Annotated in this window: 25 protein-coding genes; 3 read left to right on the forward strand and 22 right to left on the reverse strand. The window is 59.8% G+C overall.

Going from position 1 to position 22,767, the window contains the following annotated elements:
* Positions 1–18 precede the first annotated feature (18 nt).
* The 7 genes from WKS99_RS01785 to WKS99_RS01815 form a co-directional block, all read right to left on the reverse strand.
* Positions 19–1,992: a V-type ATP synthase subunit I gene (locus WKS99_RS01785; RefSeq protein ID WP_240287102.1), complete on the reverse strand. Its 1,974-nt coding sequence runs from the start codon at positions 1,990–1,992 to the stop codon at positions 19–21.
* Positions 1,992–2,306 (reverse strand): hypothetical protein, encoded by a 315-nt coding sequence (locus WKS99_RS01790; RefSeq protein ID WP_340405221.1) that lies wholly within the window; start codon positions 2,304–2,306, stop codon positions 1,992–1,994. The genes WKS99_RS01785 and WKS99_RS01790 overlap by 1 nt, the downstream gene beginning before the upstream one ends.
* Positions 2,307–2,596: 290 nt before the next feature.
* Entirely contained in the window at positions 2,597–3,658 is a 1,062-nt protein-coding gene (locus tag WKS99_RS01795) for a putative glycoside hydrolase (RefSeq protein ID WP_262669224.1), read from the reverse strand.
* Positions 3,659–3,869: 211 nt separating this feature from the next.
* Entirely contained in the window at positions 3,870–4,607 is a 738-nt protein-coding gene (gene ymfI, locus WKS99_RS01800) for an elongation factor P 5-aminopentanone reductase (protein WP_240287098.1), read from the reverse strand.
* An 18-nt stretch (positions 4,608–4,625) separates the two neighbouring features.
* Complete coding sequence (locus WKS99_RS01805; RefSeq protein WP_186852733.1) at positions 4,626–5,603, reverse strand: prephenate dehydratase; 978 nt, start codon at positions 5,601–5,603, stop codon at positions 4,626–4,628.
* Between the two features lie 32 nt (positions 5,604–5,635).
* Positions 5,636–5,974, reverse strand: coding sequence for an AzlD domain-containing protein (locus WKS99_RS01810; protein WP_186852734.1), 339 nt, complete (start codon positions 5,972–5,974; stop codon positions 5,636–5,638).
* The gene (locus WKS99_RS01815; RefSeq protein ID WP_340405222.1) at positions 5,971–6,696 is read right to left on the reverse strand and encodes an AzlC family ABC transporter permease; all 726 of its coding nucleotides are present in this window, start codon (positions 6,694–6,696) and stop codon (positions 5,971–5,973) included. Before WKS99_RS01815 ends, WKS99_RS01810 begins: the two co-directional genes overlap by 4 nt.
* Positions 6,697–6,945: 249 nt before the next feature.
* Between WKS99_RS01815 and WKS99_RS01820 the strand changes: the two genes are divergently transcribed.
* Positions 6,946–7,836 carry a diacylglycerol/lipid kinase family protein gene (locus WKS99_RS01820; protein WP_147570711.1) on the forward strand — a complete coding sequence of 297 codons (891 nt, stop codon included), beginning with the start codon at positions 6,946–6,948 and terminating at the stop codon, positions 7,834–7,836.
* A 35-nt stretch (positions 7,837–7,871) separates the two neighbouring features.
* Here WKS99_RS01820 and WKS99_RS01825 read toward each other — a convergent pair whose 3' ends face one another.
* The 4 genes from WKS99_RS01825 to nadD all read right to left on the reverse strand — a co-directional run bounded on the left by WKS99_RS01825 (position 7,872) and on the right by nadD (position 12,107).
* The gene (locus WKS99_RS01825) at positions 7,872–8,804 is read right to left on the reverse strand and encodes an AEC family transporter (RefSeq protein ID WP_186852735.1); all 933 of its coding nucleotides are present in this window, start codon (positions 8,802–8,804) and stop codon (positions 7,872–7,874) included.
* A 124-nt stretch (positions 8,805–8,928) separates the two neighbouring features.
* Positions 8,929–9,288: a ribosome silencing factor gene (rsfS, locus tag WKS99_RS01830; RefSeq protein ID WP_147570713.1), complete on the reverse strand. Its 360-nt coding sequence runs from the start codon at positions 9,286–9,288 to the stop codon at positions 8,929–8,931.
* Positions 9,289–9,342: 54 nt separating this feature from the next.
* The gene (locus WKS99_RS01835; protein ID WP_340405223.1) at positions 9,343–10,893 is read right to left on the reverse strand and encodes an LCP family protein; all 1,551 of its coding nucleotides are present in this window, start codon (positions 10,891–10,893) and stop codon (positions 9,343–9,345) included.
* A complete protein-coding gene (gene nadD / locus WKS99_RS01840) occupies positions 10,890–12,107 on the reverse strand; it encodes a nicotinate (nicotinamide) nucleotide adenylyltransferase (RefSeq protein WP_147570715.1) in 1,218 nt (405 codons plus the stop codon). Before nadD ends, WKS99_RS01835 begins: the two co-directional genes overlap by 4 nt.
* Between nadD and WKS99_RS01845 the strand changes: the two genes are divergently transcribed.
* Positions 12,106–12,258, forward strand: a complete 153-nt coding sequence (locus tag WKS99_RS01845; protein ID WP_262669235.1) for a hypothetical protein — start codon at positions 12,106–12,108, stop codon at positions 12,256–12,258. The genes nadD and WKS99_RS01845 overlap by 2 nt on opposite strands.
* 6 nt (positions 12,259–12,264) lie before the next feature.
* On the opposite strand, the gene WKS99_RS01850 is transcribed toward WKS99_RS01845, so the two are convergent.
* The 8 genes from WKS99_RS01850 to smc form a co-directional block, all read right to left on the reverse strand.
* Positions 12,265–12,588, reverse strand: a complete 324-nt coding sequence (locus tag WKS99_RS01850) for a YhbY family RNA-binding protein (RefSeq protein WP_186852739.1) — start codon at positions 12,586–12,588, stop codon at positions 12,265–12,267.
* Between the two features lie 33 nt (positions 12,589–12,621).
* Complete coding sequence (locus tag WKS99_RS01855; protein WP_147570717.1) at positions 12,622–13,212, reverse strand: XTP/dITP diphosphatase; 591 nt, start codon at positions 13,210–13,212, stop codon at positions 12,622–12,624.
* Positions 13,213–13,230: 18 nt separating this feature from the next.
* Positions 13,231–13,947, reverse strand: a complete 717-nt coding sequence (gene rph, locus WKS99_RS01860; protein WP_147570718.1) for a ribonuclease PH — start codon at positions 13,945–13,947, stop codon at positions 13,231–13,233.
* A 92-nt stretch (positions 13,948–14,039) separates the two neighbouring features.
* Positions 14,040–14,240 carry a hypothetical protein gene (locus tag WKS99_RS01865; RefSeq protein WP_340405224.1) on the reverse strand — a complete coding sequence of 67 codons (201 nt, stop codon included), beginning with the start codon at positions 14,238–14,240 and terminating at the stop codon, positions 14,040–14,042.
* 30 nt (positions 14,241–14,270) lie between these two features.
* Positions 14,271–15,140: a signal recognition particle-docking protein FtsY gene (gene ftsY, locus WKS99_RS01870; protein ID WP_340405225.1), complete on the reverse strand. Its 870-nt coding sequence runs from the start codon at positions 15,138–15,140 to the stop codon at positions 14,271–14,273.
* 18 nt (positions 15,141–15,158) lie between these two features.
* Complete coding sequence (locus tag WKS99_RS01875; protein WP_340405226.1) at positions 15,159–15,431, reverse strand: hypothetical protein; 273 nt, start codon at positions 15,429–15,431, stop codon at positions 15,159–15,161.
* 37 nt (positions 15,432–15,468) lie between these two features.
* Complete coding sequence (locus tag WKS99_RS01880) at positions 15,469–15,747, reverse strand: hypothetical protein (RefSeq protein ID WP_340405227.1); 279 nt, start codon at positions 15,745–15,747, stop codon at positions 15,469–15,471.
* Positions 15,748–15,868: 121 nt separating this feature from the next.
* Positions 15,869–19,450: a chromosome segregation protein SMC gene (smc, locus tag WKS99_RS01885; RefSeq protein WP_340405228.1), complete on the reverse strand. Its 3,582-nt coding sequence runs from the start codon at positions 19,448–19,450 to the stop codon at positions 15,869–15,871.
* Positions 19,451–19,704: 254 nt separating this feature from the next.
* On the opposite strand from smc, the gene WKS99_RS01890 reads away from it, so the two are divergent.
* A complete protein-coding gene (locus WKS99_RS01890; protein WP_147570724.1) occupies positions 19,705–20,238 on the forward strand; it encodes a hypothetical protein in 534 nt (177 codons plus the stop codon).
* Between the two features lie 57 nt (positions 20,239–20,295).
* On the opposite strand, the gene WKS99_RS01895 is transcribed toward WKS99_RS01890, so the two are convergent.
* The 3 genes from WKS99_RS01895 to WKS99_RS01905 all read right to left on the reverse strand — a co-directional run bounded on the left by WKS99_RS01895 (position 20,296) and on the right by WKS99_RS01905 (position 22,751).
* Entirely contained in the window at positions 20,296–21,648 is a 1,353-nt protein-coding gene (locus WKS99_RS01895) for a hypothetical protein (RefSeq protein ID WP_340405229.1), read from the reverse strand.
* Positions 21,641–22,126 carry an RNA polymerase sigma factor gene (locus WKS99_RS01900; protein ID WP_147570726.1) on the reverse strand — a complete coding sequence of 162 codons (486 nt, stop codon included), beginning with the start codon at positions 22,124–22,126 and terminating at the stop codon, positions 21,641–21,643. Before WKS99_RS01900 ends, WKS99_RS01895 begins: the two co-directional genes overlap by 8 nt.
* A gap of 100 nt (positions 22,127–22,226) precedes the next feature.
* Positions 22,227–22,751, reverse strand: coding sequence for a hypothetical protein (locus WKS99_RS01905; RefSeq protein WP_147570727.1), 525 nt, complete (start codon positions 22,749–22,751; stop codon positions 22,227–22,229).
* Between the last annotated feature and the right edge of the window lie 16 nt (positions 22,752–22,767).

Genomic DNA, 22,767 nt, shown 5'->3' on the forward strand with positions numbered 1-22,767 from the left:
GTTGTTTCCTCCTTATTCTCATTCTTTGACGATGTGATAGTATTTCGTCTTGAACTCCAGGGGACGGAAGGGTTTACCCCCGTCCTCGTAGTAGTATTTGAAGTACTCCAGACACTGCAGCCGCATATCGTGGACATAGCAGCCCAGCAGATTCAGAGCGAAGTTCAGGGCGTTGCCGATCATAGAGATCAGGATGAAGGTGGGCAGGAAATTGGTGATTGAGCCGAGGGTGTTGAACACCTGGGCCACCACAGCCCCCGCCAGCATCAGGGCCATCAGCCGGGAATAGGACAGGATGTCGCTGAAATAGCCGGTGATATTGTTGTATAGCGACCCGCCGATCCCCACCAGCTTGCCCACTATGCCTTTCTTCCCATAGCCCTGGGTCAACAGCAGCAGGACCACGATGGCAATGGCACAAGCCTTGATCTGTCCGGTGAGGGCGGCCACGCCGGCCAGAAGAAAGACCAGGTACCAGGCTCCCTCGCCGCACAGAGCTTCCATCACAGCCCCCCGCTTGATCTTGCGGTACATGCTGATCCCCATGCCAGTAAAGATCTGAGCCAAGCCCAACACAAGCGAGCCTACCAGTACCGCCAGGGCGTCATCTACCGGGGAAAATAGGGCGGGCAGGGCGAACTGGCCTCCAGTGGTCAGCGCCACCAGCTGTGTGAGGAAGTCGCCAAAGAAGCTTCCCGTTACCGCTCCCCAGATAAAGGTGCTCACGCCGCACAGCCCCAGCAGCGGGAACATATGCCGCATCGTCGCCCCTTCGGGCTTTGCCCGCTTCACCACCACCCAGGCAACGGCCATCATCAGCAGGCCATACCCCATGTCCGCCATCATCATCCCGTAAAACAGGATAAAGAAGGGGGCCATCAGGGGGTTGGGGTCCACCGTTCCGTAAGCGGGCAGGGAGTACATATCTGTGACCATGCTCAACGGCCGGGTCAGCCAGTTGTTTTTCAGCTTCACCGGTACATCCGGATACTCCTCCCGCACTGGATCGGCCGCCTCATAGGCACAGGGATATTTCTCCAGGGCTTTTTCCAACTGGGGCCAGTTCTCCTCCGGCACCCAGCCCTCCAGATAGAAGGTCTGGCTGGTATTCAGCAGCCTTCCCCGGGATTCCTCTCTGTCACTCTCCACCTGGGCCAGGTCAGCCAGCTGTTGAAGCTGGGGCCGGAGGTGTCCCATGGAGGCCAGTTTCTCCTCCAGTTGGGCCAACTCTTTGGCCAACTCCTCCAGCTCCCGGTCCAGCCGGACCGTGTTTTCTGCCGCCGTCCCCGTCCAATCCCGCAGATTGGCACGGGACCAGCCCAGAGCCTTCAGCGCCTCTAGGGCGCCCTCCTCCTGGCTGGTGTGGCATACTAGAAGGCAGTACCGCAGCTCCCGATCCGCCGATATCTGAGTCAGCTGAACCAGCTCTCCGGCCCCCTGAACCGCCTGCTCCCCCTCCTCAAAGGGACGATTGGCGGGCAGGGTGCCCAGCTGGATCATAATCTGGTGGGTAGACTGGGTCTCCAGGGGCAGGTCCAGTTCCAGCCAGGGCGCCAAAGCGGCCTTTTGGGCCAGCAGCTTGGACTGCTCGCTGTGGATGGCAGCCATGCGGCGCTCTGCCTCGTTGACCTCTTGGGCCCCATCCAGGGCCTGTCGGGCCCGCCCTTGGTCAAAGAGCTCTCCCTCCTTTAGGTCGGGCCGGGGCTGGAGCAGTTTCCCTTTTTCCGGGGCATACCGCTTCAGCGTGGCCAGAGCTCGCTCCGCCTCTCCCCGCTCCTCCCGGGCCCGCTCCAGCCCACTGGCATCCAGCCGGGACACTTTGTCCCGCAGGTGCTGGAGCAGTTCCCGCCCAGAGGCATCTCCCTCCTCCGAGGGCTCCACCCCGGCCTCGCTGACCTCCACGCATCCCATGCGCTGGAGGGTGCGGAGGATGGTCTCCCGGTCCTCCGCCATGGCGATCAACCGCAGGCGTTTCATTTTCATGATGGCCATCAGCGATTCACAACCTTTTCTACGATTGCGCGGGCGGCCTGGTCCAGCCGGGTCCGAGCTGTCCGCTTCCACTGCTCACAGTCTAATTTGGCCTGTTCCAGTACCTTCTGGGTAGCCTTAGCCGCTTCTTCCTCTGTCTGAACCAGCATCTGACGGGCCTCATTCTCTGCTTCACTCCGGCTATCCGCCAATAGCCGCTGGGCAGCTCGTTGCGCCACCAGCAGCTTTTGCTTGCTCTCGGCCATGGCCTCCTCCTTGCGGCGGTCGGCCTCCGCCTCGACCTGCGTCACCTTTTGGATGGCTTCCACTGCCATATCCTCACCACCTTTTCATCTTCATCCACGCTTCCTGATGAAATTATGTACCTTTTATTCTATGTGAAATCACTTAGGAATGCAAGCTTTATTTTATCTATCTTTCGTATACCTTTTTTATAATGCGGCATTTTTCGTTTTATTTCACCCTCTATCGCACATCTTTTGCGGGGTATTCCCTCTCTCTTTTGCGATAGTTTACAATTCCGTCATCTTTATTCCTGCATTTTCAGCCCCTCCCCTGAAAGGAAAACAGCCGCCAGCTGCATAACGCAGCCAGCGGCTTCTGTTTATCCCAGTTCCGGCTCCGGGAGCACACCCTGCGCTCCCGCTTCTTTCCCTTCCAGCGCAGATACGATCCGGACGATTCGACCGCCGTCCGCATTTTCGTCCAGTCCTGCCAGATATTCTCCTTCTCCCACTGTCCAAATATTTCCTTCCCATTGGTCGAGGCTGTTGAGATCCAGGCCCGTTCTCTCAAGCAGTTCCCCGTCCGCCACCAAAGAGATCCTGACATCGTATCCCTCTGTCTCCGCGTCAATCTGCTCCAGCAAGGCCAACGCCAAATCAGTCACAGCCTGCCTGTCCCCCGCCGGGCCGTCGGTAATCACATCCAGATTTCCCCGGCTGGGATAGGCCCAGCACTCCAGCACGATCTCGTCAAAGCCCAGGGCAGCCAGTTCCCCACACAGGCCGGCGACATAGGCCTGTCCTTCGGCCTTAGCCGGGTCCAGCCAGCGCAGTCCCAGCTCGTCCCTCCAGTTGCCGTAGCTGGCCCGGAGGGCCACTGCGTTATTTTGATAGGGCAGAGTATTATCCCGGAAACAGCATAGCCTGGCCACCGTGTAGACCTCGCCCTGGTTCCATGCGGTCAGGGCATCGTTGACCGACTGGTCCTGCCCGCTGACTCCGGCAGCTACGGCCAAGGGCTGCTGGGACACCCAGTTCAGCTGGCCCTCCCTGCCCTTCATCTGTAGGATCAGGGCATTAGCTCCGGCCTCCTCCATGCTTCCGACCGCGGTGCCGTCCAGCACGGCGGACAAGGGCAGTTGAAGGGCCGCCGTAAGGGCGCGCTCCGGCTCCTGCTCAGGCTCCTCCCGCCGCTCTGAATCCGAGGGTTGGATCACCACGCTGATGTCTCCAATATCGGGCTCCTCCTTCCCTGGGCGGAGGGCCTGAGGCAGTTGAAACTGAAGGCCCCGGTCCGTCTGGACAATATATTTCTGACCGAAAAATAGTCCCGCCAGCACCAAAATCACCAACACGGTCAGGACGACCGCGATCAATCTCAATATATCGGTCAGCGTTCTGCGGCCACGATAGCCGCCAAAACCGCCCTTTTGTCGGGACATGGAGCCGTCCTCCTCTCGGGGGTAGGTGACATTTATTCCCTTTTGGGGAAAAAATACCCACTTTGTTTCTTATTATAGCAACTTTTTGTTTCTTTGACAACCGGGTTCTTTTTGTTGTTATTTGTCAGGGGGCTGGGCTTGGTCCGCCCTTTTATGCTTTTCGTAAAAAGCCAGGCGGGAGGAGAGACTTTTCTGCCTCTCCTCCCGCTCTTTAGACCGCCATGCCGCCATCCACGCCCAGGACCTGGCCCGTGACAAAGGAAGACTGCTCGGAGGCCAGAAAGAAAATTGCCCGAGCCACCTCCTCCGGATCACCGGTCCGGCACAGAGGTGTCTGATCTGCCAGAGCGTCCATATCCGCCTGGGACAGATGCCGGTTCATATCCGTTTGGATAACACCGGGGGCCACACAGTTGACCCGAATGTTGGAGGGCCCCAGTTCCTTGGCCAGAGCCTTCGTCAAACCGATGACGCCCGCCTTAGCGGCGGAATAGGGTGCCTCACAGGACGCTCCCGTGGTTCCCCACATGGAGGAAATGGTGACAATCGCGCCCTGCCGCCGCCGGACGAAGGAGGGGACGGCCCCCCGTATGGTATAAAAGACGCCGTCCAGATCTATCCCCATCAGGCGCCGCCATTCATCGTCGCTGGTATCCGTGACGAGCTGCTGGGGCAGGGCGATCCCAGCGCCGCACACCAGAGCGTCCAGAGTGGCGAGAGCCTCCTCCGCCCGAGCAGGAAGGGCAGAGGCCTGATCCGGGCAGGCCAGATCCGCGCCCAGGGCTACGGCACAGGTCCCCATCTCCCGCAGCTCCCGCACCAGCTCCAGGGCAAGGTCCTCCCGCTCGTGGTAGTGGACCGCCACCTGCCAGCCCTGCTCTCCAAAGTACCGGGCGGTGGCGGCTCCGATGCCCCGTGAGGCCCCGGTAATCAGCACAGTGTTGGCCATCTGCTCTCCTCCTGTTCGTTATCCCTCTGTCAGGCTGTTTTTGAAGTTGCCCAGTACCCGGAGATAGGAGGTGGACCGGGACAGTTCCTCCAGGGCCTCCTCCATCCCCGGTCCGGTAAGGGAGCCGGAGAACTCCATGAAAAAAAGGTACTCCCACCGCTTGTCCGGCATGGGTCTGGACTCGATCTTCATCAGGTTGAGCCCGTGGAGCAGGAACACCGTCAAAATACGCTGCAAACTTCCCACCTGGTGGGGGACGGAAAGCAGGACGGCGATCTTGTCCGCTCCGGGGCGCAGTTCCATCACCGGGGAGGTGACTACGAAGCGGGTAGTATTTCCGCTGTTGTGGTTGGTGCCCCGGTACAGGATATCCAGCCCATAGAGCTCTGCCGCCCGTGCCGAGCCGATGGCGGCCTTGGTAATGTCTCCGGTCTGGGCCACATACTGGGCGCTGCCCGCCGTGTCCCCAAAAGGGATCTGTTCCCATTCCGGGTGGCGGGACAGAAAACGGTCGCTCTGGAACAGGCCCTGCTCATGGGAGTAGATCTGGGTAATGGTGTCCAGACTCGCTCCCCTGGGCGCCATCAGACAGTGCTCCACCCTAACGGTGTCCTCCCCTACGATATAGTGCTGATATTGGGTCAGCAGCTCATATACCTGGCGGATAGCGCCGGTGGAGCTGTTCTCGATGGGGAGGACAGCATAGTCCGCTTCCCCCCGATGGACAGCTTCAAAGACATCCTCAAAGCGGGCCAGCCCCTGACAGCGGGCCTCCTTCCCAAAGAAGGTGAGGGCGGCCATCTCGCTGTACGCTCCGGCTACTCCCTGATAGACCACTCTGGGCTGGGATACCGGGCAGCGGGCGGCCTCCATAGCCCGCCTGCACTGGTCGTAGCCGGTACTCCCAGATTCCGGCCCGGCCACCAGTTCCAGGCGCCGGCGGAGCAGCCGCTCTATCTCCCGGTCCAAATGGGCCAGTTCTTCTGTCTCTCTCATATCGTTTCCTCTCGTTCCTCACATCGTCAACATCAGTTGAACACGCCCTGCACCAGCACCATATACAGCACCGTCGCCCCAAAAATGGACAGCAGGTCATTCCCCTTCCACAGATGGAGGAGCACTGCCGCGGCGCTGGCCAGCAGGGCGGGGACCCAGCCCGCTGGTGTGGCAAAGGATACTCCCTTCAAACAATATACGATGAGCATGGCGATGACTGCCGGGGGTAACACCCGCCCCAGATAGAGCACCACCTTTGGAGGCTCTCCTCCCCGGTCAAACAGGAGGAAGGGCAGAGCCCTGGTCAAAAAGGTGACCACCGCCATCACCGCGATGGCGGCCAGGGTCTGTCCCGTTGTCATCGTGGTCATCGGGCCCCCTCCTCTCTCACCGCGGCAGGCCTTCTCCGCCCCTGCTCCTCCAGAGTGGGACGGAGAAGCACCAGGACGGCCACCATAATTCCCAAGGCAGGCAGCAGCATCTCCTCCGCCCCCACAGCCAGCAGGCTGACCAGAGTGGCCGCTCCGCCCAGCAGAGCAGGCAGATGGCTGCCGGCGGTCCTCCATTGGCCCACGGCGATGACCAGGAATAGGGCGGTCATGGCAAAATCCACTCCCGTGGTGTCAAAGCCCAGCGCGGCCCCCAACAGAGAGCCGATCACAGAACCCAGCACCCAGTAGCTCTGGTCCAGCAGGGCGACAGCAAAGTAGTAATCGTGCTCCTTCACCCCCTGGGGCACCTTGGCCGAACTAAGCAACGCATAGGTCTCATCCGTCAGGGAAAAAATCATATAAAGCTTCCGGCGGCCCATACCCCGAAATTTCTCCAGCATGGACAGGCCATAGACCAGATGCCGGAAATTGACCATCAGAGTCAGAAAGGCCGTCTGGCCTAGAGTCGCCCCCGTAGCCAACAGGGGAACCCCCAAATACTGCCCAGAGCCTGCGTATATGGTCATGCTCATCAGAATGGCCCAGCCTACGCCATAGCCCTCTGACTGGAGCATCAGCCCGAAGGCCATCCCGATAGCCAGATACCCCATCAACACCGGTACCGTGGCGGGGAAAGCCGCTTTTAACGTTTTTCGGTCCATCGTCGTTAATCCACCTCGTTACGACATACTATCTTAGGTATTTTAACCGTTTTGCCCCATGGGCGCAAGCCCCAGTGTGGCACAAGAAACCTCTATTTTTGCGCCTTAATTTTATGTAAAGATTTACAACATCTCTCTTGATTTTTTCTTTTCTCTTTCTATAATAATACTACTATTAATATTAATCAGGCTGGTCCACCAAGCCCAGGCTGTTTTCCTATAAAATCTGACAGGCAAGGAGGGATCGTTTTGAAGGAAGCTCTCTTGATCTATAACCCCACATCCGGGAAAGGACAGCTGCCCGGCAGTCTTTCTCCGGTCTTAGACGTCTTTACCAAGGCTGGGTGGCTGGTCACTGTCTACCCCACCCAGTGCAAGGGGGACGCTGTCCGAGCCGCCAAAGAGCTGGGTCCCCGTTTCCAACGGGTGGTATGTGCCGGCGGCGATGGCACTTTAAGCGAAACTGTAACCGGGCTGATGGAGTTGTCCGCCCCACCCATGCTGGGATATATTCCTTCCGGCTCCACCAATGACTGCGCTACCACCCTAAATCTCCCCCGCTCCCCGATTAAATCCGCTGCCGTCGCCGCCGGCGAAGGCGAGCCCTTTCACATTGACATTGGAAAACTCAATGGGCAGCCCTTCGTCTATGTGGCCGCCTTCGGCGCGTTTACCCATGTGGCCTACGCCACTCCCCAGGATCTGAAAAACACATTTGGCCATCTGGCCTATGTGGTAGAGGGCATTGCCTCTCTGCCCACCATCTCCCCCTACCATCTTAAAGTAGAATACGATGGTCAGGTTCTGGAGGATGACTTTTACTTCGGCATGGTGCGCAACGCCCTGTCCATCGGCGGCATCAAGCTGCCTCAACAGGACGTAGAGCTGGATGACGGACTGTTCGAGGTAGATCTGGTCAAAAAGCCGGTCAGTCTGGCCGATGTCACCGATGGCTTCCAGACTCTGTTCGCTCAGAATCCGGTGGGGGCCGGCTCCCGCATCCATTTCCAGGCTTCCCAGCTTACCTTTTCCTCTGACCAGCCCATTCCCTGGACCATTGACGGGGAGTATGGCGGCGACCAGCTGGTCAACCAGGTGGTCAACTGCCGTCAGGCTTTGACTGTTATCCGAGGGAAATAAGAAGCTGCCTCCGATTAAAAATCGGAGGCAGCTTCTTACGTTGTCAGCATTTGGAATAAAACGATCATCGGCGGCATAGTGGCGGCACACAATACCGAGGTCACCACGTTTATAGAGGAGGTGTACCGGCTCTCCGCGCTCTTATAGAGCTGGGCCATCTGGGTCAACGTAGCGGCTGCCGGGCCTATCGCGCACAGCAGGCTGACCAGTAGGATCTGGCTATGTCCCCAGACCCGCTCTACTCCCCACAATAGAGCCACTACCAGCAATGGCAGAATGATCAACCTTAGGAAAACGACCCGGTATATCCCCCGCGAGGAAAAAGCGGCCTTCAAGTCTGTTTCCGCCAGCAGAACACCCACCACCACCATAGATAGGGGGCCCACACAGCTCCCCATAGAGGAAACAGCGGTACCCAACACATCAGGCAGACGGATATGTAAGAAAAACAGTGCCATGCCCATCAGTATGGCACAGAGGCAGGGGTTTTTCACCACTTTTTTCAGCGTGAGCCGGCCTTCGCCCCCCATAAGCTTCTGCCCATGGGTCCAGACTAAGAATCCCTGAAAGGCCATGTAGGAGCAGGTATAAATGACATATTCCTGCCCCAGCGTATTCAATACAATGGGAATAATCAGGTTTCCGGCGTTGCTGTATATGACCGAGGCCTTTTCTGCTGGGGTAAGCTGGCGCCCAGTCCTATCTAACAGCCAGCAGACAAGCCAAAATATTCCATGTATCAGAACCGCGATGGCCAGCGTCACTAAAAACGCCCCCAGGATATTTGGATCATAGTCTGTCTGAAAAGCATTCACCAAGGTACAGGGCAGGGCAATATAGAGCACCGCCTTGGAGAGCACCCGACTCTGGTCCCCAGTCAGGACCCCCGCTTTGGCGGCCAAAAAGCCAGCGGCGGCCATGAGCACCATGGCCAATATCTGCTCCATCAGCATCAGGCTTAGTTCCATGCTTATCCCATCTCCTCTTTTCCCTGTCCGTTTTATTCTAGGAAGTCTTTTCCCTTCCGTCAAGAGGAAATTCAAGAGGGGCGTTCCGGATATAACGACCGGAACACCCCTCTGTTTTATACATTTATTCCGACTTTAGCGCCTGTGCCAAGTCTATCTCCTGAGCGTCGCCCCACAGCCGCTCCAGGTCATAAAACTTTCGAGCTTCATCGGTAAACACATGGACCACAACGGATGAGAAATCCATCAGCAGCCAGGTGCCGCCCCGGTGTCCCTCAATGTGGTGGACCTGCTCGCCATTTTTCTCCATGGCCTCCTCACAGGCGTCTGACATCGCTTTCACCTGGGTGCTGGAGGTGGCGGTACACAGCACGAAGTAATCCGCCAGCGTGGTCAGCTCCTCGGTCTTGAGCACCTTGATATCCTGCCCCTTTTTCCCGTCCAGGGCCTTGGCCAGCGCGATGGCCATCTCATAAGAAGTCAATCTTCTTTCCCCTTTCTGCTTATATATTGTTGCTTGAAGCCGCTGTCTCCCCTTCTATGAAGGCCTGATATCCTGGGAGGGCGGCGGTTCCTCCTCCGTCTCCTGACTGGTGGAACCGCTCCCCGGGTCGGGGAGCACGTCGTCCGGGTCGATGGTCACGATGGGCGGCGTATCAGTACCCGTTTCCCCCTCTTCGTCAGGGGGCTGGCCGGTACTGCCATTTCCTCCTTCTCCCTGAGAAGAGTCACCTTCCTGACCGATCCCTGTTTCCTCACCAGGGTTCTCGGCCCCTCCGCTGGGTTCCTCCACCGGGGGAACATCAGGCGTTTCTTCCTCTTCTGTGGGCTCCTTCTCTTCCTCCTGAGGCTTCTGCGCCACTACAGGCTTGGCCATTCTAGAGTCCAACAGTGTACCGTTGGTCACACCGTAGCCCCCTCCACTCTTCTTATACATCAGCTGAAGGTCGCTGGACTGGATCTCCCCCACATAGGGATTGAGGCCGTCGTTGAGCAAGGGCAGCAGCTCCTTCTCATTGGCCAGCACCAGAGATGCCCCGTCATAGCTGACGCCTGTCCATGGCAGGGAGACAAACGTCACGTTCTCTTCTACGTTCATCCCAATGGCCAGTTGGGCAAAGGCCAGAATATTGCCCACACTTAAATCGGTAGACACGTTTTCAGTGAATATCTGGGCCAGCGTCGGCAGCTTGAGGAGAATATCCGGCTGGAGGCACTCCTTGATCACCGCTGTGAGGAAGTCCCGCTGGATAGCGGTCCGGCCGCTGTCCCCCAGGGCGTGGGTGCCATCGTTGTTCTTGCGGAAGCGGATAACCTCCATGGCGTCCTGGCCGTTCAACAGGCGGTACCCTGCCTCCTGGTGGATGTGCAGGTCCTGGCCAGGGGTTGGGTCGTCATAGTCCATATCAAAGGGCACCTCGAAATAGACTCCGCCAATGGCGTCCACCAGTTCCCCGACAGCCTCCCACTCCACCAGGACATAGAAGTCCGGGTAGATTCCAGTAAGGTGGCTCACCTCCTGCTTCAAGGCGGTCATTCCCTTTTCCACCCGCTCCTTCTCTGGCAGGTCGCTGGACCCCCGATTCCGGGTGTACACCACATTGAGCCGCTTCTGTGCGCCCCTTGTGGCGCTGGTGTTGATCATCGTGTCCCGGAGCAGGCTGATGGCATCGATAGTCTTATTCTTAGTGTCATAGGTCACCAGCAGCATTGTGTCTGTGGAATTGCTCACCTGGTCTAAGCCAGCTACCAGGAAGGTATACACTCCCTCTCTTCGGCCGCTCATGGCCACCTGGGGCAGTTCCGCCCCGTCATAACTCAAATCAGAGGTGTCTCCCTGAGTCTGTCCTCCTGTGGTCTGGCCGGGCAGGTCCGACGTATCGGGCAGCTTGATCCAGGCGCTTAGAATCAGATAGCCCACAATGATCAGGATGGAGAGGAACACCGCGGTCTGTAAGGCGCGGTAGCGGATCTTCTCTCCCCGGCTCATCCCATGGACCCAAGCCCGGTACCGCACCCAATATTCCCCCAAGGAAGCGCGCTCGGTCTGGACCTGTCGTTTTCCGTGTCTTCTGGTGTGTTCGCTCATTCGGTTCCTTCCTCTATCGTTACTCCGTGGGACCTCAGCCAGTCCCGGGCCTTGAACGTCCTGCTGTGGACAGGCAGCTTTCTCTCTTCCATCTCCTGAATGGTAGTCTCCACCCCCAGGAGAAGGGCCTTGTCCAGATCCTGATAGGCCAGCGACCGCAGGCGCTCCACCCCTTCAAAATCCCGGTTGGGCTCTATGTAATCAGCCACATACAGGATCTTTTCCAGTGTCGTCATGTTTTCCTTGGCTGTCGTATGCCAGAAGATGGCCGAGTACACCTCATCAGGTTCCCCAAAAACCGCCTTGGCGATACACGCCCCGGTCTTGGAGTGAAGCAGTTTGACCGCTGACCGCTCCAGCTCGTCCAGCGCGACCCCGTATTTCTCACACAGGGCCAACTGCTCCTCCAGGTTTAAATACTTGGTGCAGTCATGTAAGATGCCTGCCCGTCGGGCCAGCGTCTGGTCGGCCCCCCAGCGCCGTGCCAGACGGACCGCCTCCTCCTCAGTGCCGCGGATGTGGGCCACCCGCTTCTGTCGGACCATGGAGCAGGAGCAGGCCCGCAGCTCTGGAATGTCCAGATGTTTCAGGTCGGCGTGGGTACCATAGAGCCCATTCATCAGAATGTGCCCATAGACAGCGGGGAGTAGGTACTCTCTCCCCTCCCCCTGGCCCAGCAGCTTCCGCAGGCGGGTGGAGGAGATGTCAACCAGACCGGGCAGAGTGATGGTGGTCACTTTCGCGCCATATCTCTCACAGAGGAAGTCCCGCTGTGGGGCAAAGAGCTCCTCCCCGTCCTGTTCAGTACGGCCAAAGGCGCACACCCCGGCCAGTCTCAAAATGGAATCGGGATCATGCCACAGGTGGAGCGTCAGGAACATATCCGTTCCCATGAGCAGCCACAGCTCCGCCTCCGGATACTGACGATGGAGCTCCTCCAGCGTGTCAGAGGTGTAGCTCTTGCCCTCCCGCTCCAGCTCCAGTGTGGACACCTGGACCACCTTGGGCCGCAGCAGCGCGTCCGCCATTTTCTCCGCCATGGACAGACGGTGCTCCGGCGGGGGCGTACCCTCGGGCAGGACCTTGTGGGGCGGGATCGCCGCCGGGATCAGCAGCAGCCGGTCCAGGCCAAGCACCTCAATGGCCGTCTTTGCCGCGGCCAGGTGTCCCAGATGGGGGGGATTGAAGGTCCCGCCGTAGATTCCGATCTTCATGCCAGACACCTCTCTCACTTTTATCAGGGTGGACGGCCCCAAAAAGGGGCAGCCCCGCTTTGTCAAATTCGGCCGAAGGATGGGGCTGAAGCTCGGCCCACAGCCCATCGCCGCCCAGAACACGCCAAGCGTCAGCGGCTGGCAGGAATAAAATTGATTACCTCTGTTTCTTGTCCGTCACCAGCACGATTCTGTCCTTTTTCTCTTTATTATGGCTTGGACGATAGAGAACAAATTTTGTTCCGATGACCTGGACGACCTCGCTCCGGGTCAGGGGGGCCAACTGCTCGGCTGCCTCCCGGGGGGAGAGCATTGAGTTTTCCAGCACACGGCCCTTGATAAGCTCCCGGGCCTCCAGGGCGTCGTTGGCCTGCTTCACCAGGTTGTCCCCAATGCCGTCCTTGCCCACGATGAGGATGGTATCGATGCCGTTGGCCAGCCCCCGCAGCTGGGCCCGCTGCTTGCTTGTCAGTTCTGCCATATTATGTTATGATCTCCTATCTTTTGATTTCTGTCATTTGGACAGGTACTCCTTCAGTTTGACCTGAAATGCCTCCAGCGCCTTTCCCCGGTGGGAGATGGCATTCTTCTCCTCGGCGGTAAGCTGGGCGAAGGTCTTTTTCAGCGTGGGAACGAAAAACACCGGATCATAGCCGAAGCCGCCCTCCCCCATGGGGGCGAAGGCGATGGTGCCGGGGCACTCTCCCCGTGCGGAAATCACATCTCCGTTGGGGAAACAGCAGGTGATGACGCTGACAAAGCGAGCTGTCCGGGGCATCTGCCCCCTCATGTTCTCCAACAGCAGGCGGTATCGCTGAATGTCGTCCAGTCCCTCGCCCCCATAACGGGCAGAGTACACGCCGGGCGCCCCACCCAGCGCATCCACACACAGGCCGGAGTCGTCGGCGATGGCGGGCAGGCCGCTGGCCTCCATAACAGCCCTGGCCTTGAGCAGAGAGTTCTCCTCAAAGGTAGTTCCAGTCTCCTCCACCTCCACATCCACCCCCGCCTCAGCCTCGGAGCAGACCTCGATTCCAAGCTGGGACAGGATATCGTTCATCTCCACCAGCTTCTTTTTATTTTTGCTGGCCAGCACCAGTTTCATGTCCTTCCCTCCCGTCTTTTATAGCCCCAATATCTCTTTTTGAAGGGCCTGGAGCCGCAGGATGCCCTTCTCACACAGCTCCACCAGCTGCCGCTGCTCATCCAGGGTAAAGGGACGCTCCTCCCCAGTTCCCTGGATCTCGATGAGGCGGCCCTGGTCGTCCATAACGCAGTTCAGATCCACCATAGCGGAGGAATCCTCTTCATAGCACAGATCCAGCAGGGGCACATCATCCACGATACCGGCGGACACGGCGGCCACATAGCCGCTGACGGGGTACTCCGCCAGCTGACCGGCCTCTATCATTTTTCGGAAGGCCAGCATCATAGCCACAAAGCCCCCAGTAATGGAGGCGGTGCGGGTACCCCCATCCCCCTGGAGCACGTCGCAGTCGATGGTGATGTTCCAGGGGCCCAGCTTTTTCATGTCCACTACCGAGCGCAGGGCCCGGCCGATGAGCCGCTGGATCTCGGCGGAGCGGCCGTTCAGCTTCAGCTTGGAGATGTCCCGGCGGGACCGCTCCCGGTTGGCACGGGGGAGCATGGAGTATTCGGCGGTCACCCATCCCTCCCCCTCGGGGACGTGGCGGGGCGGCCGGTCCTCCACGCTGGCGGTGCACAGCACATGGGTGTTGCCGCAGCGGATGAGGCAGGAGCCCTCGGCAAATTTGTTGATATTAGGGATGATCTCCACCGGGCGGAGCTCATCGTTTTTTCTTCCGTCGATTCGGGACATGGTAATTTCTTCCTCTCACGTTTTTTCTTTATTGTACCACAGGTCAGGCCAGAAATGTTTGGATAGTGTGTAAATTGATCTCTTAAATTTTCTCAATCCACCAGCCAAAACAGGACGGCGGTAAGCAGCACGGCGCCCAGCACGCCCAGTCCAATCAGATTCTCCCGGCTCTGCTTGGGCGTGACCCTCTCGCCCCACAGGCGCATATCTTTCCAGGTGAACCCATCACGCTTCCACGCGGCGATAAACCCAAACCCAAACAACGCGCCAAACAGGCTCCAGTTAAACTCCATCTTCCCGCCCCCCAGTATCTGGCTCCTATCTCAAATCAGTGCCTGGGCAAAGTCCGCGGCGTTAAAGGGCTTCAAGTCGTCTACACTCTCGCCCACACCGGCGTACTTGACCGGCACGCCCAGCTCCCTGGCGATGGCGATGGCGATGCCCCCCTTGGCGGTGCCGTCCAGCTTGGTGAGGACGATGCCCGTGATACCGGCGGCCTCCTGAAACTGCTTGGCCTGAATCAGACCGTTCTGACCGGTGGTGGCGTCCAGCACCAGCAAAGTCTCTCGGGCGCAGCCAGGCAACTCCCGGTCAATGACCCGGGAAATCTTGTTCAGTTCGTTCATCAGGTTCTGCTTGTTGTGCAGCCGCCCGGCGGTGTCCACAAGCACCACGTCGCTCTTCCTGGCCTTGGCGGCGCTCATAGCGTCAAAGACTACGGCGGCGGGGTCGGCCCCCTCGTGCTGCTTGATGATATCCACCCCAGCCCGGTCGGACCAGATGGTCAGCTGCTCGGCGGCGGCGGCCCGGAAGGTATCCGCGGCGCAGAAGAGGACCTTCTTTCCCTCCTTTCGGAGCTGATGGCCGATCTTGCCGATGGTGGTAGTCTTACCCACCCCATTCACTCCAATAAACAGTACCACAGAGGGGGTGGTGGACAGGTCCAGAGCCGCACCCCCGGTGTTCATGGCCTCAGCGATGATCTGGACCATGGCGGAGCGGGCCTCCTCCATGGTCTTGATCCGCTCCTCCCGCACCCGGCGGCGCAGCGCCTCCACCAGCTCCAAGGTCACGTCCATCCCGGTATCGGCCAGGATGAGGGACTCCTCCAGCTCGTCATAGAAGTTGTCCGTCAGCTCCGAGCCGAAGCTGGCAAAAATGTTGATTTTTTTCAGTTTATCAAAAAAGCCCATGGGCAATTCGTTCCTTTCTTAAAACAGCTTGTCATTCTCTTCTCCGCAGAAGGGGCACTTGCAGCTGTCCAGGTCATAGCGGCCTCCGCACCTGGAACATTTCACCTGGGCTATGGATTGTCCGGCCACCCGCTTGTCCCGGTCCTTTTCTCCCCGGTAAAATTCTAGTTTCCCGCAGTCCGGGCAGCAGTAAACATCCACATCCAGCCCCCTGCTGGGCTGATAATGCATACCTCCCCACTGTAAACCAATTTGGCCCATAAACAGATGCTCCCGCTTAATGCAACTCATGCTCTGGCCGCATCGCAAGCACTTCAGCTTTCTCATATCACTGCTCTATCTTCTCCCCGCACCAGGGACAGAACTGCCCCCAACGGAAGCTGTCGTGGAGCGTTTCACCGCAGAACGGGCAGAAGACTGGGGCGTCTGTTTCCATCTGCTCTGTCACCCCCTGACTCTGCGCCAGGTCCGGATTCAGCCGCTCCGGTGGGACCGCCGCCCCCAGCCAGGCGAATATCAGCTTGACAGCGATAAACAGCACTATAATCAAGACGATACCGCCCACAATGGGTATCCAGGTATTTTTCTGATTGTCGTTTTCTTTCACGGTATACCTCCGTAATATCCTCCCCTGCCCTATCAGTTAGAGCATAAATCGACCGCCAATAGGCCATCGGGGCCACAGCTTCAGCCCTTCCAACTGAACTCCATCTTGAGGTCATGGGCCATTATCTGATCTTCAGTTCCTTTTCCACGTCATTCAGGTTGATCGTCAGCATCCGGCTTACTCCCTGCTCCTGCATGGTGACGCCGTAGAGCACGTCGGCCTCCTCCATGGTGCCACGGCGGTGGGTGATGACGATGAACTGAGTGCGCTCGGCCATGGAGCGCATATAGCGGGCAAACCGTACCACATTGTTGTCGTCCAGAGCGGCCTCAATCTCGTCCATCACCACAAAGGGGGTGGGCCGGACCTTCAAAATGGCAAAGTACAGGGCGATGGCCACAAAGGCCTTCTCCCCGCCGGACAGCAGGGTGATGATCTTCAGCGCCTTACCAGGGGGCTGAACCTTAATCTCGATGCCGCAGTTGAGGATATCCTCCGGGTCCTCCAGTTCCAGGGTGGCCTTACCCCCGCCAAAAAGCTCCAGGAAGGTCTGGCCGAATGCCTCGTTGATGGTCTTAAACTCCCGTTCGAAGATGGTCTTCATCTCGCCAGTAATATTGGCGATAATCTCCTCCAGTTCCCTTTTCGCCCGGTCCACGTCGTCCCGCTGGTCTGTGAGATAGGTATACCGTTCATTGACCCGCTGGAACTCCTCGATGGCACCTACATTGACGTTCCCCAAGCCGGAAATGGCCCGCTTCAGCTCTCCAATGCGGCGGCTGGCCCTGGGAACAGACTCAATCTCCACCCGCTGCTGGCGGGCGGCCTCGTGGGACAGCTCATAGTTCTCCCACAGCTTGTCCAGAAGCTGCTTCTCCTCCATGGAGGCGGAAACCTTCTTCTGCTCCAGGCGGGACACTTCTCCCTCCAGACGGAGCAGCTCCTCGTTTTTGCTCTGGCTCTCCCGGGTGGCCTTGATACGCTCCCCCTCCAGCTCCAGCTTCTCCTGGTTCATGCGGTCGATGGCGTCGGTCCGGCTCTGGTTCTCCAGGCGGAGGGAAGTCAGAGTCTCCTCCTTCTGGGCGATCTCCTGGGCAAAGCCCTGGTTTTTCTCCTCATAGTCCGCCATCAGGGCCCGGCCCTGGTCCCGGTCCCCGGCCATGGATGCCTTCAGGCGCTCCAGCTCCTCCAGACCAGAGCGGGTGGCCTCCCGCTCCGCCTCCAGAGCGGCCTGGGCGGCAGTGAGCTGGGCCACCTCCTGGGCGATGCGGGCAGTGCGCTCCTGCAGGTCGGTCTGCCCCTTGGCCTTGCCTTCGGCCTCGCTCTTTAGAGCGGCGGTCTCCCCCTCCAGTTCCTGGATGCGGACACGGGCCGCCGCGGTGTCTGTTTCAATCTGGACAGAGCGGTTCTTCAAGCCCTCCAGCTCACTCTCCTGGCTCTCCCGTTGGCGCTCCAGCTCGGAGACCACGCTGCGGGCGTGGGACAGCTCTCCCTCCGCCTTCAAAATGGCGTCCTCCCACTGACGCAGCTGGCTCTGGGCGGCGTCCAGCTCATAGGCGGCGGCAGTTTGCTCCCGCTCCGCCTCTGCCAGTGCCTTGGCCCCATCGGCTACCCGTGCCCGGATGTCAGTCAGCTGTTGGTTCAGCCGCTCCAGCTCGTTGGCCCTGCTCAAGATACCGGCGCTTCGGCTGGCGGAGCCGCCCGTCATAGAGCCGCCGGGGTTGAGCACCTGGCCGTCCAGGGTGACGATACGAAATTTATAGCCGTATTTTCGGGCCGCGGCGATGGCGGCGTCCAGATCCTCCATGACCGCCACCCGTCCCAGCAGGTTGGAAAATACATTTTGATATTTGGGGTCGAAGCGGACCAACTGGTCCCCCACTCCCACGAAGCCGGACTCTTTGCTCAGGCTCGCTCCCTCCCGGAGCTCTCCCGGTCGGATGGAGCTGATGGGCAGGATGGTGGCCCGGCCCCCATCTCTCCGCTTTAAGTAGTTGATGACGGCCTTGCCGTCCTCCTCCCGGTCCACCACGATGTTCTGCATGGCCCCGCCCAGGGCGGTCTCAATGGCCACGGTATATCGGTCGGGCACCTTCAGCAGGTCGGCCACCGGACCGTGGATATTCTTCAGCGCCCCCCGCTGGGCTTCTCCCATCACCAGCTTGACCGCCTTGGAGTAGCCCTCATGCATCTGTTCCATCTCTGTGAGCAGCTTGATCCGGGAGGTGAGGGCGCTCTCCTCCATCTGGAGCTTCATGTGGGCGTCCTTCGCGCCCTCGGCCTTTTTCCGGCGGGCCTCCATCCGCAGTTGATAGCCGTTGATGACGTTTTGGACCCCGTCCCGCTCCTCCACCGCGTCATCATATCTGCGCTTGGCGGAGCGCACTTCCTTCTGTCCCTCCTCCAGGCGTTCCTCCAGCTCATTGGCCTCCCGGCGGACGGTCTCATCCCGGTCCAGCACCTCCTGGGCCGCGGCGGCCAGGGCGGACAGCAGAGCCTTGGCCTGGGCAGCGCCGGCGGTGCCCAGGTCAGCCCGGTTCCGCAGCTCCTCCAGCTCCCGGGCCAGAGTGCCCGCCGAGCGAGCGGTCTCCTCCGCCTCCTGACCCTTGACCTTCAGATCTGACTGGGTTCGGGCCAACTGGCCCTCGATCTCCTCCAGCCGCTCCCGGCGCTGCTCGATCTGGGCGGACAGGGAGCCCTCCCGGCCCTCCTGCTGCTCCAAATCGGCCTTCAACCGGGCGGCGGACTCCAGGTTGTGCTGGATGCTGCTCTTCAGTACGGCGATGGCCGACTCCAGCTCGTTGGCCTGGGCCTCCCGGCCCTGCATCTCAAAGCGGAGGCGGTCCGCCTCCACGTCCTTCTCCCGCATCTGGGCCGAATAGGTCTCGGCGGCGGCATAGGCTTTCTCCTGGGCCGTTCTAGCCTCCTCCCGCTGGCGGGCGGTCTCCTGATAGTCAGCCTCCAGCTTGATATTGCTGGCCCGAATACGTTCCAACGTGTCCAGCCACACGGAGATCTCCAGCCCCCGCAGCTCATCCCGCAGGACCAGATACTTCTTGGCCTTCTCGCTCTGCTCCCGGAGCGGCTCCACCTGAAGCTCCAGCTCCGATATCTTGTCGTTGATGCGCACCAGGTTCTCGGCCGTCCGCTCTAGGCGGCGCTCGGCCTCCTCCTTACGGTGGCGGTAGCGGGAGATGCCGGCCGCCTCCTCAAAGACCTCCCGGCGGTCAGCGGATTTGACAGACAGAATCTCGTCGATCTTACCCTGACCGATGATGGAGTAGCCCTCCCGGCCCAGACCCGTGTCCATGAACAGCTCGTTGACATCCTTCAATCGGACGGAGCGGCGGTTGATGTAATACTCGCTCTCCCCGGAGCGGTAGTACCGCCGGGTGACCATCACCTCGGACTCCTCCATGTCGAAAATGTGTGAGGTGTTGTCCAGCACTAGAGACACCTCGGCATATCCCGTCTGCTTGCGCTTGGCGGTACCGCCGAAGATGACGTCCTCCATCTTGCCTCCCCGTAGGGCCCGTGTGGACTGCTCCCCCATGACCCAGCGGATGGCGTCGGAGATATTGGATTTGCCCGAACCATTGGGGCCCACGATGGCGGTGATATCCTCACCGAAGGTGAGCACGGTCTTGTCGGGAAAGGACTTGAAGCCCTGGATCTCAAGCGCTTTTAAGTACAAAAAGGCCACCTCATATCTTTCGAAGGCGGGACCGCTCCCATCCTTCCTAAGCTCCGAAAAAGGGACAGACCAATAGATGTTATATTATAGCAAAATCCGCACTAGATTGCAACGCCATTTCCAGGTCCGGCGGGCCTCTCCGGGCCTCATTCGCCCAGAGCCGTTTTTTCTGTATTTTAGGGAAATCTTAATCTTTCCTTCAGCGGGATTTAGAACTATTCTGGTAAGATAGGGCCAGAAAAGAAACAAAGGAGGGCTCTGTCATGGAGGAGCGCGCCATCCATATTCTGCTGACCCGGTCAGGCACCTGGTTCTCCCGGCTGATCCACCTGGCCACCCAGGACGACTATACCCACGCCTCGATTGGGCTGGATGGGCCCGCTGGACCCTTTTACAGCTTTGCCAGAAAATACGAACACTTTGCCCTCCCCGCCGGACTGGTGGAGGAGCAGGTCACCGGCCGCCGGCGGGCAGTACCCTGCTGCCTCTATGAGCTGAGGGTGAGCCAGGACACCTACATAGCCCTCCGCCGCCAGCTTCAGGCCATGTACGCCCAGCGGGAGGAGTACCATTACAGTGTGCTTGGGGCGTTCGCCTGCTATTTTAACCTGTCCCTCCAGCGGCGGCACCACTTTTTCTGCTCCCAGTTTGTGGCTGGGCTTCTGGCGGATTGCGGGGCGGTGGAACTGCCCAAGCCACCCACCCTGCTCCGGCCCGCCGACTTCTGCTCCCTCAAGGGGCTCCGGCCCGTCCACCGGGGCCTGTTGGAGGGCATTCTGGTCCAGCCCGCCCTGTAAAAAAGAACGGCAAAAGAGCGGGGACCGGCGATGGCCGCTCCCCGCTCTTTTGATTTGTTAAGGGGCCATCATCCCCTGTTCCCACGCTTCCCTTCCCTCCAGGGGATAGACCGTGCCGGTGTCTTCCCCGGACAGGGAGATATACCAGCTGCCCAGCTCCAGGCCCACAGCCTGGTCCAAATCCAAAAACTGTCCAAAGTCCCAGTTGCCCAAGACGCTCTCCTTGCCGGGTGTCATGCGCCCATGCCGGATGTATACCTCCTCCAGCCGGCTGCCGTCCTCCAGAATCAGGGAGAAGGGGTGCATCCCCCTCCAGCCCGCCTCATAATCCCCGGTGAGCATGGCCCCCAGGGGGGTGAGCGTCAATTTGCAGGGGAGTTGATATTGGTCCGTCAGCCCGGAGAGGGCATATTCCCGCACCGGCAGGTTGTCCACCCGGAAGGACAGCGCCCAATCCCCCTTGGTCTTCCGGCCCATGACCACATCTCCCCCCGCCGTGGCCCTGGTGAAATGCCCCAGGTCCGCCGGGCTGATATTCTCATAGGAAACCCCCACATAAGTCCGCCCATCCAATGTGTAGTTGATATCACCCAGATGTCTGCACGGGGGCTCTCCGTCCACAAGAATGTCTGCCAGGATGTCCGACTCCTCCGGGTCCGCCCCCTCCGCCAGACGGAACAGCACCTGGAAGGTGCCGTCTTCCGCAAAGCCCATGGAGGACAGCTCCGCCCATTCAAAGCCCTCCAGCGGCGCCGGCGTCTGCCCGGGGGCCACCACCACCTGGCCGTTCTCCAGGGTCATGCAGTCCAGCGTCCGCCCGGTGACCTCCTCCAGGGGCAGGGGCTCACCGCCGAAAGAATAGTATCTGGGCCACACGGAGATCACCTCCAGGGTCAGCTCCTCCTCCAGGCCGCTGGCCTCCTCCCAAAATTCGCTCACCTCAAACAGGGCCGTGTGGGAATCCGGATCGTATCCCACACAGCGGCCGTGTGTGGTCAGAGTCTGTGTTTCCCGCCCGATCCTGCATACAAGCCGGATCTCCCCATCGGTCATCCGCTGTCCGGTCAAGTCCCGCACCTGGACATAGAGCTTCAGGCGGTACTGGTCGGTCACCGCCGACAGGACCTGGACCTCATACCCCTGGTCGGCAGCCGTCCCGGCCTCTATCCTTTGGCTGTACGGCCCAAAGTTCCCAAGGACCTGGGTCAGCTGGGACCGCAAGGTCGGGGACAGGGCCAGGGCCGAGGCGGTCAAAAGAAACACCGCCGCCGCGGTCAGGAGCACCCGAACCCCCAGATTTCCTCTCTTATGACGCCGTTTCTCCTCGGCCATGGCGTTCACCAAGCGGTCCAGCTCCACCTGTGACAGTTTCACCTGGTCCATCTCCCGCCGGTATTCCCGCTCAAACATAGTCCCCCTCCTCTTTCAACTTGTCCCGCAGCAGGGCCCGGGCCCGGGTGAGGCTGGTCCGCACGGCTCCCTCTCTCTTGCCCAGCACCCCGGCGATCTCCCGAATGGACAGCCCCTCGTAGTAAAACAGGTGGACCGGCAGCCGGTAGCTCTCCGGAAGGGACAGCACCGCCTCCAGCACCCCGCCCGGCTCCGGGACCTGGCCGGGGGCAGGGACGCGCTCCGCCTCCTCTATGGGCCGCTCCCGCTTCCTCCACGGGGCGCGGAACAGGTCCTGGGCACAGTTGGCCGCCACCCGCAGCAGCCAGGCCCGGCAGTGGTCCTCGTCCCGGAACTTCGGGGCGGCCCGGACCAGACGGAGGAATGTCTCCTGGGTCACGTCTTCCGCGTCCTCCCGATTCCCGGTCCGGGCATAGGCCAGCCGGTACACGGTCTGCCCGTGGCGTTGAACCACCCATTCCGCCTCCTCCCGTTCCATGGTCCTCCCCCCTTCTCTCGTTCTTTCTATCCAGTACACGGTCCAGCTTCCAAAAAGGTTACAGACAAAATAAAAAGAGGGCTGCCGCCCTCTTTTTATCTTATCCCAGGTCCTCCACCCTCATCCGCTTCAGGTCGTCCTGGGTATCCCGACGGCCCTTATAGTGGAGCCAGATGCCGCCGAAGACCACGGTGGGGATGTTGGATACCAGAAGCATGACTACTAAGGTGACGACGGTCTGGACGGCGTCCGCCCTGGCCCGGTCCGGGTCATAGTTGGGGTCCGGGTACTGGTCGATGATATTCCCCTCCCCGTCATAGACGGTGACAGTGCCGCCCCTGCTTTCCCATCGCTGGACCGTTTCCCTGTCCTGGCCGCTCTCCAGTCCAGCGTTGGTCCCTCCCTCCAATACGAGGGACCCGCCGCCAGAGAAACTAGTAAAAGAGGCCAGACTGAACACCATCAGCAGGGACAGGCACAGGGACAGCGCTGGCAGAATGAGCCCCAGCTTTAAGCTCTTTTTACACAGCCAGACCTGGAGTACAATCAACAGGGCGATGGGCACCAGCAGAAACGCCAGCCATATGAGCAGCCCAAATATCCCCATTACAGACGCAATCATCATAATATTATCTCCTTTC

This window comes from Flintibacter sp. HCN-6482, from assembly GCF_037892565.1.
GTDB lineage: Bacteria > Bacillota > Clostridia > Oscillospirales > Oscillospiraceae > Lawsonibacter > Lawsonibacter aceti.

What these genes read in the sequence shown, in the direction of transcription:
- WKS99_RS01845 (WP_262669235.1), top strand. Translation starts at nt 12,106, where the DNA reads ATGCCAGACACCTCTCTCACTTTTATCAGGGTGGACGGCCCCAAAAAG.
- WKS99_RS01815 (WP_340405222.1), bottom strand. Translation starts at nt 6,696, where the DNA reads ATGGACCGAAAAACGTTAAAAGCGGCTTTCCCCGCCACGGTACCGGTG.
- WKS99_RS01835 (WP_340405223.1), bottom strand. Translation starts at nt 10,893, where the DNA reads ATGAGCGAACACACCAGAAGACACGGAAAACGACAGGTCCAGACCGAG.
- WKS99_RS01825 (WP_186852735.1), bottom strand. Translation starts at nt 8,804, where the DNA reads ATGGAACTAAGCCTGATGCTGATGGAGCAGATATTGGCCATGGTGCTC.
- nadD (WP_147570715.1), bottom strand. Translation starts at nt 12,107, where the DNA reads ATGAAGATCGGAATCTACGGCGGGACCTTCAATCCCCCCCATCTGGGA.
- WKS99_RS01905 (WP_147570727.1), bottom strand. Translation starts at nt 22,751, where the DNA reads ATGATGATTGCGTCTGTAATGGGGATATTTGGGCTGCTCATATGGCTG.
- rph (WP_147570718.1), bottom strand. Translation starts at nt 13,947, where the DNA reads ATGTCCCGAATCGACGGAAGAAAAAACGATGAGCTCCGCCCGGTGGAG.
- WKS99_RS01795 (WP_262669224.1), bottom strand. Translation starts at nt 3,658, where the DNA reads ATGTCCCGACAAAAGGGCGGTTTTGGCGGCTATCGTGGCCGCAGAACG.
- WKS99_RS01790 (WP_340405221.1), bottom strand. Translation starts at nt 2,306, where the DNA reads ATGGCAGTGGAAGCCATCCAAAAGGTGACGCAGGTCGAGGCGGAGGCC.
- WKS99_RS01785 (WP_240287102.1), bottom strand. Translation starts at nt 1,992, where the DNA reads ATGGCCATCATGAAAATGAAACGCCTGCGGTTGATCGCCATGGCGGAG.
- WKS99_RS01890 (WP_147570724.1), top strand. Translation starts at nt 19,705, where the DNA reads ATGGAGGAGCGCGCCATCCATATTCTGCTGACCCGGTCAGGCACCTGG.
- WKS99_RS01865 (WP_340405224.1), bottom strand. Translation starts at nt 14,240, where the DNA reads ATGGAGTTTAACTGGAGCCTGTTTGGCGCGTTGTTTGGGTTTGGGTTT.
- WKS99_RS01805 (WP_186852733.1), bottom strand. Translation starts at nt 5,603, where the DNA reads ATGAGAGAGACAGAAGAACTGGCCCATTTGGACCGGGAGATAGAGCGG.
- WKS99_RS01810 (WP_186852734.1), bottom strand. Translation starts at nt 5,974, where the DNA reads ATGACCACGATGACAACGGGACAGACCCTGGCCGCCATCGCGGTGATG.
- ymfI (WP_240287098.1), bottom strand. Translation starts at nt 4,607, where the DNA reads ATGGCCAACACTGTGCTGATTACCGGGGCCTCACGGGGCATCGGAGCC.
- ftsY (WP_340405225.1), bottom strand. Translation starts at nt 15,140, where the DNA reads ATGGGCTTTTTTGATAAACTGAAAAAAATCAACATTTTTGCCAGCTTC.
- WKS99_RS01850 (WP_186852739.1), bottom strand. Translation starts at nt 12,588, where the DNA reads ATGGCAGAACTGACAAGCAAGCAGCGGGCCCAGCTGCGGGGGCTGGCC.
- WKS99_RS01900 (WP_147570726.1), bottom strand. Translation starts at nt 22,126, where the DNA reads ATGGAACGGGAGGAGGCGGAATGGGTGGTTCAACGCCACGGGCAGACC.
- WKS99_RS01895 (WP_340405229.1), bottom strand. Translation starts at nt 21,648, where the DNA reads ATGTTTGAGCGGGAATACCGGCGGGAGATGGACCAGGTGAAACTGTCA.
- WKS99_RS01875 (WP_340405226.1), bottom strand. Translation starts at nt 15,431, where the DNA reads ATGAGTTGCATTAAGCGGGAGCATCTGTTTATGGGCCAAATTGGTTTA.
- WKS99_RS01855 (WP_147570717.1), bottom strand. Translation starts at nt 13,212, where the DNA reads ATGAAACTGGTGCTGGCCAGCAAAAATAAAAAGAAGCTGGTGGAGATG.